At 49.2% G+C, this 13871-nt stretch carries 14 protein-coding genes and 2 rRNA genes (1 of these 16 running past the window's edge); 14 read left to right on the forward strand and 2 right to left on the reverse strand.

Annotated elements, in window-relative coordinates; all coding sequences use genetic code 11:
* From MKX98_RS00055 to MKX98_RS00065, 3 genes are all read left to right on the forward strand, one after another.
* Positions 1-1732, forward strand: a 23S ribosomal RNA gene (locus tag MKX98_RS00055) (it extends 1314 nt beyond the left edge of the window).
* 145 nt (positions 1733-1877) lie between these two features.
* Positions 1878-1994, forward strand: a 5S ribosomal RNA gene (rrf, locus tag MKX98_RS00060).
* 346 nt (positions 1995-2340) lie between these two features.
* Entirely contained in the window at positions 2341-2778 is a 438-nt protein-coding gene (locus MKX98_RS00065) for a hypothetical protein (protein WP_194540285.1), read from the forward strand.
* A gap of 97 nt (positions 2779-2875) precedes the next feature.
* Here MKX98_RS00065 and MKX98_RS00070 read toward each other — a convergent pair whose 3' ends face one another.
* Positions 2876-3397 carry a hypothetical protein gene (locus MKX98_RS00070; RefSeq protein ID WP_194540286.1) on the reverse strand — a complete coding sequence of 174 codons (522 nt, stop codon included), beginning with the start codon at positions 3395-3397 and terminating at the stop codon, positions 2876-2878.
* Positions 3398-3629: 232 nt separating this feature from the next.
* On the opposite strand from MKX98_RS00070, the gene MKX98_RS00075 reads away from it, so the two are divergent.
* The 10 genes from MKX98_RS00075 (at position 3630) to rsmI (ending at position 11719) form a co-directional block, all read left to right on the forward strand.
* Entirely contained in the window at positions 3630-3815 is a 186-nt protein-coding gene (locus tag MKX98_RS00075; RefSeq protein WP_071221101.1) for a sigma factor G inhibitor Gin, read from the forward strand.
* A 139-nt stretch (positions 3816-3954) separates the two neighbouring features.
* A complete protein-coding gene (locus MKX98_RS00080) occupies positions 3955-5622 on the forward strand; it encodes an aminotransferase class I/II-fold pyridoxal phosphate-dependent enzyme (protein ID WP_220687043.1) in 1668 nt (555 codons plus the stop codon).
* A gap of 85 nt (positions 5623-5707) precedes the next feature.
* Positions 5708-6352: a dTMP kinase gene (tmk, locus tag MKX98_RS00085; RefSeq protein WP_071221099.1), complete on the forward strand. Its 645-nt coding sequence runs from the start codon at positions 5708-5710 to the stop codon at positions 6350-6352.
* Positions 6353-6416: 64 nt separating this feature from the next.
* Positions 6417-6746 carry a cyclic-di-AMP receptor gene (locus MKX98_RS00090; RefSeq protein WP_006207400.1) on the forward strand — a complete coding sequence of 110 codons (330 nt, stop codon included), beginning with the start codon at positions 6417-6419 and terminating at the stop codon, positions 6744-6746.
* 336 nt (positions 6747-7082) lie between these two features.
* A complete protein-coding gene (locus MKX98_RS00095; protein WP_071221098.1) occupies positions 7083-7526 on the forward strand; it encodes a YaaR family protein in 444 nt (147 codons plus the stop codon).
* A gap of 85 nt (positions 7527-7611) precedes the next feature.
* Positions 7612-8598, forward strand: a complete 987-nt coding sequence (holB, locus tag MKX98_RS00100; RefSeq protein ID WP_220687042.1) for a DNA polymerase III subunit delta' — start codon at positions 7612-7614, stop codon at positions 8596-8598.
* A gap of 56 nt (positions 8599-8654) precedes the next feature.
* Positions 8655-9455, forward strand: a complete 801-nt coding sequence (locus tag MKX98_RS00105) for a stage 0 sporulation family protein (protein WP_071221096.1) — start codon at positions 8655-8657, stop codon at positions 9453-9455.
* A 32-nt stretch (positions 9456-9487) separates the two neighbouring features.
* Positions 9488-9856, forward strand: a complete 369-nt coding sequence (yabA, locus tag MKX98_RS00110; RefSeq protein ID WP_009591928.1) for a DNA replication initiation control protein YabA — start codon at positions 9488-9490, stop codon at positions 9854-9856.
* Between the two features lie 205 nt (positions 9857-10061).
* Positions 10062-10829, forward strand: coding sequence for a tRNA1(Val) (adenine(37)-N6)-methyltransferase (locus tag MKX98_RS00115; RefSeq protein WP_194540289.1), 768 nt, complete (start codon positions 10062-10064; stop codon positions 10827-10829).
* Entirely contained in the window at positions 10826-11719 is an 894-nt protein-coding gene (rsmI, locus tag MKX98_RS00120) for a 16S rRNA (cytidine(1402)-2'-O)-methyltransferase (RefSeq protein ID WP_220687041.1), read from the forward strand. The genes MKX98_RS00115 and rsmI overlap by 4 nt, the downstream gene beginning before the upstream one ends.
* A 267-nt stretch (positions 11720-11986) precedes the next feature.
* Here the strand turns inward: rsmI and MKX98_RS00125 are convergent, their stop codons facing one another.
* On the reverse strand, positions 11987-12241 hold the full coding sequence (locus MKX98_RS00125) for an AbrB/MazE/SpoVT family DNA-binding domain-containing protein (RefSeq protein ID WP_006207408.1): 255 nt from the start codon (positions 12239-12241) through the stop codon (positions 11987-11989).
* Positions 12242-12563: 322 nt separating this feature from the next.
* On the opposite strand from MKX98_RS00125, the gene MKX98_RS00130 reads away from it, so the two are divergent.
* A complete protein-coding gene (locus MKX98_RS00130; protein WP_220687040.1) occupies positions 12564-13853 on the forward strand; it encodes an HD domain-containing protein in 1290 nt (429 codons plus the stop codon).
* The last annotated feature ends 18 nt before the right edge of the window (positions 13854-13871 follow it).

Consider the following 13871-nt stretch of genomic DNA (forward strand, 5'->3'; position numbering starts at 1 on the left):
AACACACTTCGAAGGCGGAGTGAAGTCGATTCAGGGGTAGGGGAGCGTTGTATGCAGGTTGAAGGTGTACCGTAAGGAGCGCTGGACAGCATACAAGTGAGAATGCCGGTATGAGTAACGAAAAGATCAGTGAGAATCTGATCCGCCGAAAGCCCAAGGTTTCCTGAGGAAGGCTCGTCCGCTCAGGGTAAGTCGGGACCTAAGGTGAGGCCGAAAGGCGTAATCGAAGGACAACAGGTTGAAATTCCTGTACCACCGTAAACCGTTATGAACGATGGGGTGACGCAGGAGGGTAGTGACGCGGACTGATGGATGTCCGTCCAAGCAGTGAGGCTGATGTGTAGGCAAATCCGCACATCGATAAGGCTGGGCTGTGATGGGGAGTGAAAATTATAGTAGCGAAGGTCATGATCTCACACTGCCAAGAAAAGCCTCTAGTCAGGTGAAGGTGCCCGTACCGCAAACCGACACAGGTAGGCGAGAAGAGAATTCTAAGGCGCGCGGAAGAACTCTCGTTAAGGAACTCGGCAAAATGACCCCGTAACTTCGGGAGAAGGGGTGCCTCGGTAGGGTGAATAGCCCGAGGGGGCCGCAGTGAAAAGGCCCAAGCGACTGTTTAGCAAAAACACAGGTCTGTGCGAAGCCGTAAGGCGAAGTATACGGGCTGACGCCTGCCCGGTGCTGGAAGGTTAAGGGGAGCGGTTAGGAGCAATCCGAAGCTGTGAACCGAAGCCCCAGTAAACGGCGGCCGTAACTATAACGGTCCTAAGGTAGCGAAATTCCTTGTCAGGTAAATTCTGACCCGCACGAATGGCGTAACGACTTGGGCGCTGTCTCAACGAGAGATCCGGTGAAATTTTAATACCTGTGAAGATGCAGGTTACCCGCGACAAGACGGAAAGACCCCATGGAGCTTTACTGCAGCTTGATATTGGATTTGGGTACGATCTGTACAGGATAGGTGGGAGCCTAAGAAGCATGAGCGCCAGCTTGTGTGGAGGCGACGTTGGGATACCACCCTGATCGTATCTAGGTTCTAACCTGGTACCGTGATCCGGTACGGGGACAGTGTCAGGCGGGCAGTTTGACTGGGGCGGTCGCCTCCTAAAGAGTAACGGAGGCGCCCCAAGGTTCCCTCAGAATGGTTGGAAATCATTCGAAGAGTGCAAAGGCATAAGGGAGCTTGACTGCGAGACCTACAAGTCGAGCAGGGACGAAAGTCGGGCTTAGTGATCCGGTGGTACCGCATGGAAGGGCCATCGCTCAACGGATAAAAGCTACCCTGGGGATAACAGGCTTATCTCCCCCAAGAGTCCACATCGACGGGGAGGTTTGGCACCTCGATGTCGGCTCATCGCATCCTGGGGCTGAAGTAGGTCCCAAGGGTTGGGCTGTTCGCCCATTAAAGCGGTACGCGAGCTGGGTTCAGAACGTCGTGAGACAGTTCGGTCCCTATCTGTCGTGGGCGTAGGAAATTTGAGAGGAGCTGTCCTTAGTACGAGAGGACCGGGATGGACGTACCGCTGGTGCACCAGTTGTTCCGCCAGGAGCATGGCTGGGTAGCTACGTACGGACGGGATAAGCGCTGAAAGCATCTAAGCGTGAAGCCCCCCTCAAGATGAGATTTCCCAATTAGTAAGACCCCTTGAAGACGACGAGGTAGATAGGTTGGAGGTGGAAGTGCAGCAATGCATGGAGCTGACCAATACTAATCGGTCGAGGGCTTATCCAAATGACCCCAAAAAGTGAAGCGAAGCTTTGGAGCAACGCCGAATACTTTTCGGGGACCCCGATACCACATCGGGTAATGCTACGGATTCTAATCAACGCAAATTTCGTTTCGTATCTAGTTTTCAGGTGATCAAGCATCTGAGCCGTTTGGTGGCGATGGCGGAAGGGTTCCACGCGTTCCCATACCGAACACGACCGTTAAGCCTTCCAGCGCCGATGGTACTTGGACCGAAGGGTCCCGGGAGAGTAGGACGTCGCCAAGCGAAAAACCACTGTCGATGTAATCGATGGTGGTTTTTATTTGTGTTCATCGAAGTTTTGATGAAGTGCAGATTTAGAGATTGTCCGACTAATGATAGATGCTGCAGCGTGATGTCAGCAGCTTCTCTGTTATATAACATGATCCTAAAATTGACGTAAACAGATGAAGATTTTGTTACCGATACCATGCCAAAAATCAGTATAATAGAATTAGGTATAATCGGGAATGTGATTACCGATATGCGCAGGCAGTAGGAAATAAGGCCTGATTGGAAGGTTCTCCATTAACCAACCAACTATGAATACTCATCTGGAGACCGGTTATTGTGGGGGAAGGAGGACAATTACATGTTGTGTAAACGTGGTCTGCATGTGGCAGGGATGATCTGTGCGGTTACGATCGTGTTGATCGGATCCGGATGTGGGGCATCCACAAAACCAAGCTGGGAAACCTTTGACGGCGCGGCGAATGTGAAGTCATTCCCGGTTCCGAAGGAAGCGAATAAAACGGAGCAAACCACAGGCATTAGTGACTTGGATTATGTACGGTATGCGCTTCCGGGCTTAAAGGGAGACGACAGCATTCCTGAAGCCTACCTGGAAGAGATTGAGTCGTGGGGATGGAAGCAGAAAGAAGTTGAAGATAACGGTTCTTCTTTAGTTTTTGAAAAAGGTAAAAGTATCGTCCACCTATCGGTGCATGACGATTTTCTTATAATCACGGTTCCGGCACAGCTAAAAAAACAAGCCATACAAGGATTGGAAAGCAATAAAGCAAATGAATAAAGACCTCGTTCCGACTTCGGAATGAGGTCTTTATTTAGTTTGAAACGGAAAATCGGGTTTATAGCGCTATGTAGTGATGGATGCAGAAGCTTCAACATTATTGCAGGTAGTAGGAGATGTCCTGTTCATTCATTTTCAACATGCCATCTTTACGCTGGCCGCTCAGACGCAGCATCGTATAGCCGCGCGGGAGAAGGAGCCAAAGATGCCAGAACAGAAGCGTAATGGCAAAAGGCAACGGAGACCAGAAGGCCATGATAGCGCTTAAGACAATCCCCACCCAACAGGTATAGAACTGCACTAAATTAAATACGCGACGGCTGACGTGTTGATCCGGAATATAACCAAGCCAAGGCAACCTCAGACGGAAGCGCCAACGTTTACGGTAGCTTGCTCCCAATAGGACGAGCACGGTATGTCCGACGACATACTGGATCCATAACATAAGCGGAAAGGCGATTAGCAGATAGAGCAGGAAATACGGTGACACCCAAAATGCACCTGCAGCCGCTGCTAGCCAAGGCAAACTTAAGTAGAGGATGAGCAAGCTTTTGGGAATTTGGATTTTCTTAATTAATCGATAGTGATAAAAGGTGGCTTGACCATGTGGATCTGCCATTGGGCTATGCCGTCCCCCTTTAAGTAGAAGTGAATTTCGATAGACGAGAAGATTAAGTCTTTTATGTCTTTATCGGACAAAATCATATTTTTATTAAGCTGAAAAAAAAGGTACAGACACAAGGGCACCAAGGGGTACATATACATAAAGCGTAGACCGATATCCTATGAAAAGGTTTAAAATAATAGAAACTGTGTCATACTAATAGGAAAAGGATCAAGGTGGGATGGTTATGGAAGAATTGACCGAACACGTGTGTATCATATGCAATCAGACGAAGACAGAGGGAATCACCATTGTCTCGCAATTCGTATGCGAGGAATGTGAGTCCGAAATCGTTCATACCAGTGCGGAAGATGCCAAATATCATTTTTTTATTCGTCAATTAAAACAGATTGCCATGCCGAAAAATGCATAGATGCGGGTACACGCGTCAAATGGGCCTGAATGAAAGGCCTTTTTTTGTTTAGAGGGGGCTTTCCGTGCATGGAGACGTAGGCGTAGGTTTCAAATTGCGTTAAAATAGGTTAGAGAATGTAATCCGAAGGGATATGTCGATGACTACACATAGAGAGCGTGCCCCACTTGCAGAAGCTTTAATATGGTATCGAGAACGTGGGGCTTCATCTTTTCATGTACCTGGTCATAAAAATGGCAGGGCATATGCAGAAGAAGGTAACGCTGCGGAGATGCTGCAAGAGGCCATGCGCATTGACGTGACGGAAATTACCGGAACCGATGATTTATTTCATCCGGAAGGCGTTATTCAGGAAGCACAGGAGCTGGCTGCAGATTGTTTTGGCGCAGAGGAAAGCTTCTTCCTGGTGGGGGGAAGTACAGCCGGCAATTTGGCGCTAATCCTGACGGTTTGCCGTGAACCGGGCGATATCGTGCTTGTACAGCGGAACGTACACAAGTCTGTGTTGAACGGATTGATGCTGGCGGGTGCAAGGGCGGTGTTTCTTCAGCCAGAGATGGACAAGCCAAGCGGTTTAGCCATTGCTCCATCTGCGGCTACGCTGGCAGCGGCTCTTGAGGCCTACCCTGAGGCACGTGGGGCGATCGTCACGATGCCGAACTACTACGGGATGGGGAGCGACTTAAGGCCGCTCGCGGAAGCGTGCCATAAGCGCGACATTCCACTGCTGGTGGACGAAGCGCACGGAGCTCATTACGGACAGCATCCCCAGCTGCCGATGAACGCTTTGTCATGCGGGGCGGATGGTGTGGTTCAATCCACACACAAGATGTTAGCCGCCATGACGATGGGAGCCATGCTGCATGTACAGGGCGGGCTGCTGGACCGAAGCCTGCTGCGCCAGCGGCTGGCCATGGTGCAGAGCTCCAGCCCCTCGTACCCGCTCATGGCTTCGCTGGATCTGGCGCGGCGGTTGCTGCACACGCAGGGCGCAGGCGCCTTTACGGCTGGCCTGGCCGCCGTGGAGACCTTCCGGCGCGGCCTCGCGAAGCTGCCGCGCTTCGGGCTGCTGCAGCCACCGCAGCCCGGGGGCCACGCCGCGGGCACGGCCGCTGCGGCGTATACCCGCCAGGACCCGTTCAAGGCGGTCATCTATGACCGCACCGGGTCCCTGAGCGGGTATGCACTCCAGCGCGCACTAGAGGCGTGCGGCTGTGTGCCGGAGATGAGTGACGAGCAGCGCGTCGTCTTATTGTTTACGCTGGCATCGACTCGGGAAGATGCGAATCACGTCTTATGGGCTCTTGTGCATATTGTAGAGCAGGGGGAGAAGACAGAAGGGATCGGAACCGAACCAGGCGCTACGGCAGAGAGCACGGAATTACTGATCCGGACACTGCGGGATCAGGGGGATTTCATGAGCTATGAGCCGCGAGAGGCCCACGAGGATATGGATTCCAATCATTTCGATACCGATGATAAATTGTTAACTGACGCAAGACTGATCTCCGATGTTTCCACGTGGAACAATTTGTCCGCAGAGACTCCTTATTCGGCCCCAATTCCTTTCTCACTCAAGCCGATTGACAGGGGGAGGTTGGAATCGGTGCCGTTAGCGAAGAGCGCTGGGCGAAAGGCGGCGGAGATGGTTATTCCCTACCCGCCAGGCATACCGATCTTATACCCAGGCGAAGACATCACAGCGGAAATGGAACAGAGGCTCCTGGTATTAAGGCATGCAGGGGCGAAATGCCAGGGGATATCCGATCCAACGCTGCAAACCATTGTCGTTTATAAGGAAACGTGAAGGAAGGAACTCCACTTTACGCTGGTATACCGGAGTGTATAACTTAGAGCTCCTCGATCAACAAATGATGAAAGCAGGATACGCTATGAATAATCGCAGACCACTATTTATTACCATCGAAGGAGGAGACGGATCCGGAAAAACGACCATGATGGGCAGACTCGCTGCCTTTATGCAGAACCATTCGATTCCGTATCTGATTACACGGGAGCCCGGCGGCATTGAGATTGCGGAGAAGATCCGCTCCATTATTCTCGATCCGGAGCATACCGCGATGGATGCACGCACCGAAGCATTGTTGTATGCGGCAGCCCGCCGTCAGCATCTTGTGGAGAAGGTGGAGCCGGCTTTGAGCCAGGGCTTGACTGTACTGTGTGACCGGTTCGTGGACAGCAGTCTGGTTTACCAGGGATATGCACGCGGACTGGGCATGGAGGAGGTATGGAACATCAATCAATTTGCGATTGATACCCGCATGCCGGATCTAACGCTGTTGTTTGATGTGGAGCCGAAGATTGGCATGTCCCGGATCACGGCAAATGCAGAACGGGAATTGAATCGGCTGGATATGGAGACCATGGCATTTCACGAGAAAGTTAGGGAAGGCTATCTATTGGTAGCAGAACGTAATCAGGATCGAATTCGCATTGTGGATGCTTCCAAAACGCCGACTCAGGTGGAAAGAGAAATGATTCGTCACTTGGAAGACGCGATATTAAAGGATTTTTGAGGTTGTTTGTCAAATAAGTACTGTTAAGGACATACGATGTCCAAATAAACAAGGAGGGTTTACCATGAAATTGATAGTTGCGATTGTCCAGGATAAAGATAGCAACCGTCTCTCCGCCGCATTGGTCAAAGCTAATTTTCGGGCAACAAAGCTTGCAAGTACAGGCGGCTTCCTGAAGGCGGGGAACACCACCTTTATGATCGGGGTAGACGATTCACAGGTTGAAAGTGTGCTCAGTGTCATTCGCACAAGCTGTAAAGTTCGTGAACAGCTGGTCACCCCGGTAACCCCTATGAGTGGTACAACCGATTCCTACTTGCCGCTTCCGGTCGAAGTGCAGGTTGGTGGCGCAACCGTGTTTGTTCTCCCTGTAGAACGATTCGAGCATTTCTAAATTCATTTTCTGGATCTGCGATAGATACGTAACGGATGTTTTTATTGGGATATTTGACGGCTGTGTTCTCCTGTCACCAAAGTCTTCTGAACCACTTCTGTATCATAATAAAAATAGTTACCGTAGATCGCCGCACTCGGGAGATGATCTTAATAGATGGATGATTTCAATGAATTCCGGATAATCGTCCAATTTATCGATAATTGTTAGTAAATCGCTTGACAAGCAATCCATTTCAAGGTACGTTCACGTGAGGCACAGGTTTGTTCGATATGAACGTACCGATGCCTCCGTTTTATTAGATGCAAGAAATAACGCAATAGGCGGTGGATTCAGGTGAAGATCAATCCGGGCTTTCGGCCCATGAAAAGCGAACTCACGGTGCCGGATGGCAACGCCAGACCGATTCAGAAGCGATCGTTCTCGGATATGATGCAGCAGCAGGGAGAACGTGCGACCCATGAAGAGCTGAGTCGTCAAATGCGTGAAATTGCAATGCAAGGTGATCGATTGGCTAAGGCGATGACCGTTCGAGAGCTCAAAGCGTATAAATTGATGGTTCGCCGATTCCTGGAGGAAACGGTACGTCGCGGTGTGAAAATGAAAGAAACGCGCGGCTGGGACCGCCGGGGACGCGGAAAGCGGTATAATGTAATCGATGAAGTCGATTCTGCGCTGCTCGCAATGGCGGATGAACTGCTGGATACGGAGCAGGGGAGAATTGATCTGCTGAACCGAGTTGGTGAAATTCGAGGCATGCTGATCAATCTTGTATTCTAGCTGCAAAAAGCAAGGAAGCGTATCGTAATTCATGACTGCTCCACATGGAGGAGGATCATGAAGGATTGATAGAAAGTGAGGACTTATGTCTTTTAATGATATCGTAGGTCAAGAGACTGCGAAGCAACTGCTGCAAAATGCCTTGCGCCGTAATGCGGTCAGTCATGCCTATCTGTTTAGCGGCCCTCATGGTGCCGGACAGATGCAGACGGCGCTTACGTTTGCCAAGGCTTTGTTTTGTACGGAACTTGAAGACGATGCCTGCGGCCAATGTTTGGAATGCCGCAAGGTAGATCATGGCAACCATCCCGATCTTACATTGGTTGAGCCTGATGGAGCAAGCATTAAGATCGATCAGATTCGCGATCTTCAGCGTATATTCTCTTATCGATCGGAGAATCGCAATCCTAAGGTTTATATCATTGACCGGGTGGAGAAGATGACCACACAGGCAGCCAACAGCCTGCTGAAATTTCTGGAGGAACCCCAAGCGCCGGCTGTAGCGATTCTGATTGCCGAGAACGGACAGGCCCTTTTGCCCACCATTCAATCGAGATCCCAGCAGGTTCCGTTCAGGGCTTTAGATCCGCAGATGATGGAGAAGGTTCTTGTAGGGGAGGGTTATCCTGCCGCACTTGTACGCTGCGCAGTTCACCTTTCATCAGGACTTGATGAGTGCAGGAAAATATTGAGTGAGAATTGGTTTGCAGAAATTAGAAACGTAGTGTTACAATTAGGGAAGGAGTCTTTGAACCGCAGCGGCTCAGCGATCATCACAGCGAGTCAAAAAGTGTTCAAAACCGAACTCTCAGATCATCTGGACCTATTGTTCAGTATGTTTCATTTATGGTTTAAGGACATGATCCATGTCCAGTATGGAAGGAAAGAGTCTCTCGTTTTCATAGATCAGGCAGAGTATATCTCTGGTCATGCATCAGCCCGCAGCACAGCACAGTGGGTGTCATACATGGATTTGGCCGCAGAGTGTCAGAAGAAGTTACGCTATAATGTCAATGGACAGCTCAGTTTAGAGCAGTTATTGATGGGTTTGGGCGGTAACACTCCGGCGTGAGAAGACCCCCAGGCCCGCAGAATGGCCATTATGTACAGGCACAAGGGGGTTTATTTTTGTACAGTGTAGTAGGTGTCCGCTTTAAGAAGGCGGGCAAAATATATTACTTTGATCCGCTCGACCTGCCAGTGGAGAAGGAACAATCCGTCATTGTGGAAACCGCGAGAGGTATTGAGTATGGTCAAGTTGTGATAGGAAAGAAGGAGGTCGGTGAATCAGACGTTGTCCTTCCGCTCAAGAAGGTCATTCGGATCGCTGGTGATTCTGATGCCCGTGTGGTTGAAGAGAACAAACAAGCGGCTAAGGATGCATTCACCACCTGTTTAAATAAAATTCGGGATCACGAACTGAAAATGAAGCTGGTCGATGTGGAATTTACCTTTGACCGCAACAAAATCATTTTCTACTTCACGGCGGAAGGCCGTGTGGATTTCCGTGAGCTGGTCAAGGATCTGGCCAGTATATTCCGTACAAGAATCGAACTTCGCCAGATTGGAGTTCGCGATGAAGCAAAAATGCTCGGCGGTCTTGGACCTTGCGGACGCGTACTGTGCTGTTCCTCATGGCTTGGTGATTTTGAGCCGGTATCGATCAAGATGGCAAAGGATCAAAGCCTATCGCTCAATCCGACTAAAATTTCCGGGCTATGTGGAAGATTGATGTGCTGCCTGAAGTTTGAGCATGATAATTATGAAAGCGTGAAAGAAGAGCTTCCATCCGCTGGGAAAATGGTCGTTACTTCGCTTGGAGAAGGCAAAGTAGTCGGACTGAATGCGGATAAGCGGACGGTTCATGTTCAGCTGTTTGAAATTGGTAAGGTTAAGGAACTTCCAATGGATGACGTTGTCATCAAATAGTCCAATAGAATGTTTATTTTCGGGGTGTAGACTTGGAGAAGAAAAACATTTTTGTGCTCATTCAAGAGTTGGAAACACAGATGGGACATATACACAGTGAACTGGGTGGACTTAAGCTGGTCATCAAGGAACTGCTGGAAGAGAACCATCGCCTCAGTCTTGAAAATGAACAGCTCCGGAAAATTTTAAAGCGGGAAGTCAATCCGGCAGAATTGGAAAACCCAGTGGCTTTACAACCTCAGCCTCATGTGAAGGATGAGGAACATGAAGATGTGGTCGGCGAGGGATATGATAACCTGGCTCGGCTGTATCATGAAGGCTTCCACATCTGCAATGTCTATTACGGACATCTGCGGACGGAAGGGGATTGCCTGTTCTGCTTATCTTTTTTGAATAAATAAGAAGCCGTAGGAGAAACTGCCTACGGTTTTTTTCTAGAATGGAAAGGTTATACTGTAAGGATCGCGATTGAAAAAATACCATACGGCTGCTTGTCATGCAATGTGAAGAGCAGCCTTTTATGTATTTCATTTTATCAGGTACTATGTAGAGAGCCGATACACCAGAAGAGCGTGTTTGGAATTATGGAGATAAAGGGTTGAAACTATGAAATTGAAAGAAGTGTTATTGCAACCATCCGAGCGGATTGATGATCTGCTTACCCATGAGCTTGGCATCATCCAGAGTGAGGAGGTATTCAGCTTTTCCATGGACGCCGTCCTGCTCGCCAGGTTTGCCAGCATTCCGCGCAGGGGCCGTATTTTGGATATGTGCACGGGAAACGGAGTTGTTCCGATCCTGCTGTCAACACGTACAGGAGCGCCGATCGAGGGGATTGAGATTCAGCCCAGACTTGCAGACATGGCCAGACGGAGCGTCGAGATGAATGATCTGCAGGATCAGATCACGATTCATGAAGGAGATCTGCGGGAACTGTACAAGGAAAAAGGGTATGGAGCGTACGACCTGATTACGGTCAACCCGCCTTATATGCCGATGAACGGCAGCGACTTGAAGCTGAATGAGCACCAGGCGATTGCCAGGCATGAAATTCACTGTACGCTTGAGGAAGTAATTGAATCCTGTGCAAGGCTGCTTCGCCAAGGCGGGAAGATGAGCATGGTCCACAAGCCCCTGCGGCTGGCAGAAATCATTACGCTGATGAGCAAATACCGGATTGAGCCCAAAGTCATCCGTTTTGTCCATCCGCGCGTGAATATGGAAGCGAACATGGTGCTTATCGAGGGGATTCGGGACGGGAAGCCTGAGGTTCGGCTGAAGCCCCCGCTGATCGTGTATGATGAGCAAGGAAACTACGGACCGGATTTTATGGAAATTTACTACGGAACACATAAGGATGAGACGAACGAATGAGAAATCTTGTACAGCAAAGTTATGCCGACCAGGGAGAGGGAAGCCCGGGTTCTCTGTATTTGGTGGCAACGCCGATCGGTAATTTGGAGGATATGACCTATCGAGCCGTGCGCATCCTTCAGGAGTGCGATATTATCGCGGCAGAGGATACGAGGCAGTCACGCAAGCTGCTGACCCATTTCGAAATTCCGGCTAAACCGCTGTTTAGTTATCACGAGCATAATAAGGCGGCCAGCGGGCCTGAAATCATACGTTATATAATAGAAGGAAAAAATGTGGCACTCGTCAGCGACGCCGGTCTGCCGGCGATTTCGGACCCTGGCAGTGATCTGGTTTCACTTGCGATTGAAGCGGGCATTTCGGTCATTCCGATCCCGGGGGCCAATGCCGCTCTTTCCGCCCTAATCGTTTCGGGTTTGCCGACCGAACGGTTTACGTTTATCGGCTTTTTGCCGCGGGAGCGCAAAGATATCGTCCAGCAGCTGCAAGCTTTGCAATCGGCGCAGGGAACGTTATTATTTTATGAATCTCCGCATCGCGTGAAAAAGACCCTGGAGATCTTGCAGGAGGTACTGGGAAATCGGAAGGTGACCTTGGCTCGCGAACTAACCAAGCGCTACGAGGAGTTCTTGCGCGGAACCATCTCCGAATGTCTGGACTGGCTCACGGAGCATCCGCCGCTGGGAGAATATTGTTTGGTGGTTGAAGCCGGCAGTGCAGAAGAGGAGCTTAAAGAGAAAAATGCCTGGTGGCAGGAGCTTTCGCTCCAGGAGCATGTGGAACATTACGAGCGGGAAGGACTAAGCCGCAAGGATGCCATGAAAAAAACCGCGAGTGATCGCGGTGTATCGAAGCGGGATATTTATAATGCACTCCTGACGGAGTCGTGATCTAGCGTAACTTGGCGCAGGGGGATAACAAATAGCCCCACAAAGTGGGGCCTATGCTTCGATGTTTATTCAAATCCTTTGCGGGGACCCCAAAACATATAAATAAATGCGATTAAAGAATTGCTCACTTCGCTGAAAACTTATAAATTCTTTAATATCAAAAAAAGACCCTCCTGCGGCCGGGTTCATAGCCGAGGAAGGCACCAAGGAGATATGAAAAAGGTTAGAATTAACAAAATGTAATAATGCTATTATATACTAAAAATCTTAATTTGTCACAGGTGTAGGGATTTCCGAGATACATTCATGGCAAACAATTTTACCTTTGAAGTAAGTGACATTCTCAGCGTTACCACAGAAGATGCAGGCAGGCTCATATTTCTTAAGCATGATGCGTTCGCCGTCTACATAAATCTCCAATGCATCTTTCTCACCAATTCCGAGCGTACGGCGTAACTCAATTGGAATGACGACCCGTCCAAGCTCATCGACTTTCCTTACAATTCCTGTTGATTTCATCATAACTTATAAATGCCCCTCTCGCCATAATTTAAAAAAGTCATAATTCGACATAGTTCTAGTTTTTATGTTATTTATAGTACCAACGATTCCCAAAACAGTCAACCTATATTTTTGAAAAATCGGAACCTATTTACGAAAGTATAGTGAACGAAACCCTTGTATAGCAACGTAATTACCATAAACGAACCAATTTTTGCTGCGGTTTTCTATTTGTCGATTTGGAAAGCGTAATTTTACCTTATTCGACATGGTTCGACATTAGATGTCAAAAGAAGTGTTTATCGGCAAAACCCAAATCAAAACGATAAGGAGTTGAGATGGAATGCATTCACCAATTTCGGAAGAAAAAGTGTTTAAGGATCCCGTCCACAATTATATTCATGTGCAAGACGATATCATATGGCGATTAATCGATACCCCGGAATTCCAGCGGCTCCGCCGGGTGAGACAGCTCGGGACTTCATTTCTGACCTTTCACGGGGCCGAGCACAGCCGATTCTCCCATTCACTGGGAGTCTATGAAATTACGAGAAGAATCATCTCTCAATTCGAACGAAGGGGGTACTCCGATTGGCCTGCCGAGGAAAGGCAAGTTGCCCTCTGCGCGGCCCTGCTACATGATTTGGGGCATGGGCCCTTTTCTCATTCTATAGAAGAAGCTTTTCATATGAATCACGAGGATTGGACATGCCGGATCCTGCTTGGGGATACTTGCGTCAATCAGGTACTGCGGGAGCTTGGAGCGGATTTCCCCGAGAAAGTGGCTTCGGTTATTAACAAAACCTACGACAAGCCGATTGTGATAAACCTGGTCACTAGTCCGCTGGATGCAGACCGGATGGATTATTTGTTAAGGGATGCGTATTATACGGGAGTCAATTACGGAACGATTGATATTGACCGGATCTTGCGGATGCTGCGGCCGTACCGGGATCGGGTCGTCGTGAAGGAATCGGGTATGCATGCCGTAGAGGATTACCTGATGTCAAGGTATCAGATGTACTGGCAGGTGTATTTTCATCCTGTTACCCGAAGCTCCGAAATTATCCTGCGCCAAATTTTCCGCCGGGCCAAGGAACTGCATGACCGTGGATATGCTTTTCGGTTCATGATCGAACCGCTTCCTGCGTTGTTTTCGGGGGATATCGGGGTGAATCAATATCTGCGCCTTGATGAAGCTCTGATCCAAACGGCCTTTCTGCAATGGACGGAGGAGGAAGATCCTCTTCTTAGCGAATTATGCGGCCGTTTCATGCACCGAAAGCTCTACAAATATGTAGAAATCGACAACATCGATCTGGAGACCATCGACGGGATACGCCACGCATTCAGTGCCGTTGGATTGCATCCGGAATATGACCTGGAGATTGATTTTCCAACGGATCTTCCTTATGATAAGGTTCATTCCGATATGCCGCTTAACGAGAAGCAAATCCTGCTTCTGGATCGGCATGATGAGCTGAAGGAAATCTCGGAGGTATCCGATATTGTACGCTCGATCAGCGGCATTCATAAAGGACGGTACCACCTTTATTATCCGGAGGAGAAGGTAAGTCCGCTGCTGGCTCAAATGCCGGAGAAGATAGCCAGTGTTTTCAAACAACAACATTAGCTAGGTAGAATACAGGAA

The organism is Paenibacillus sp. FSL W7-1332, from assembly GCF_037969785.1.
GTDB lineage: Bacteria > Bacillota > Bacilli > Paenibacillales > Paenibacillaceae > Paenibacillus_AQ.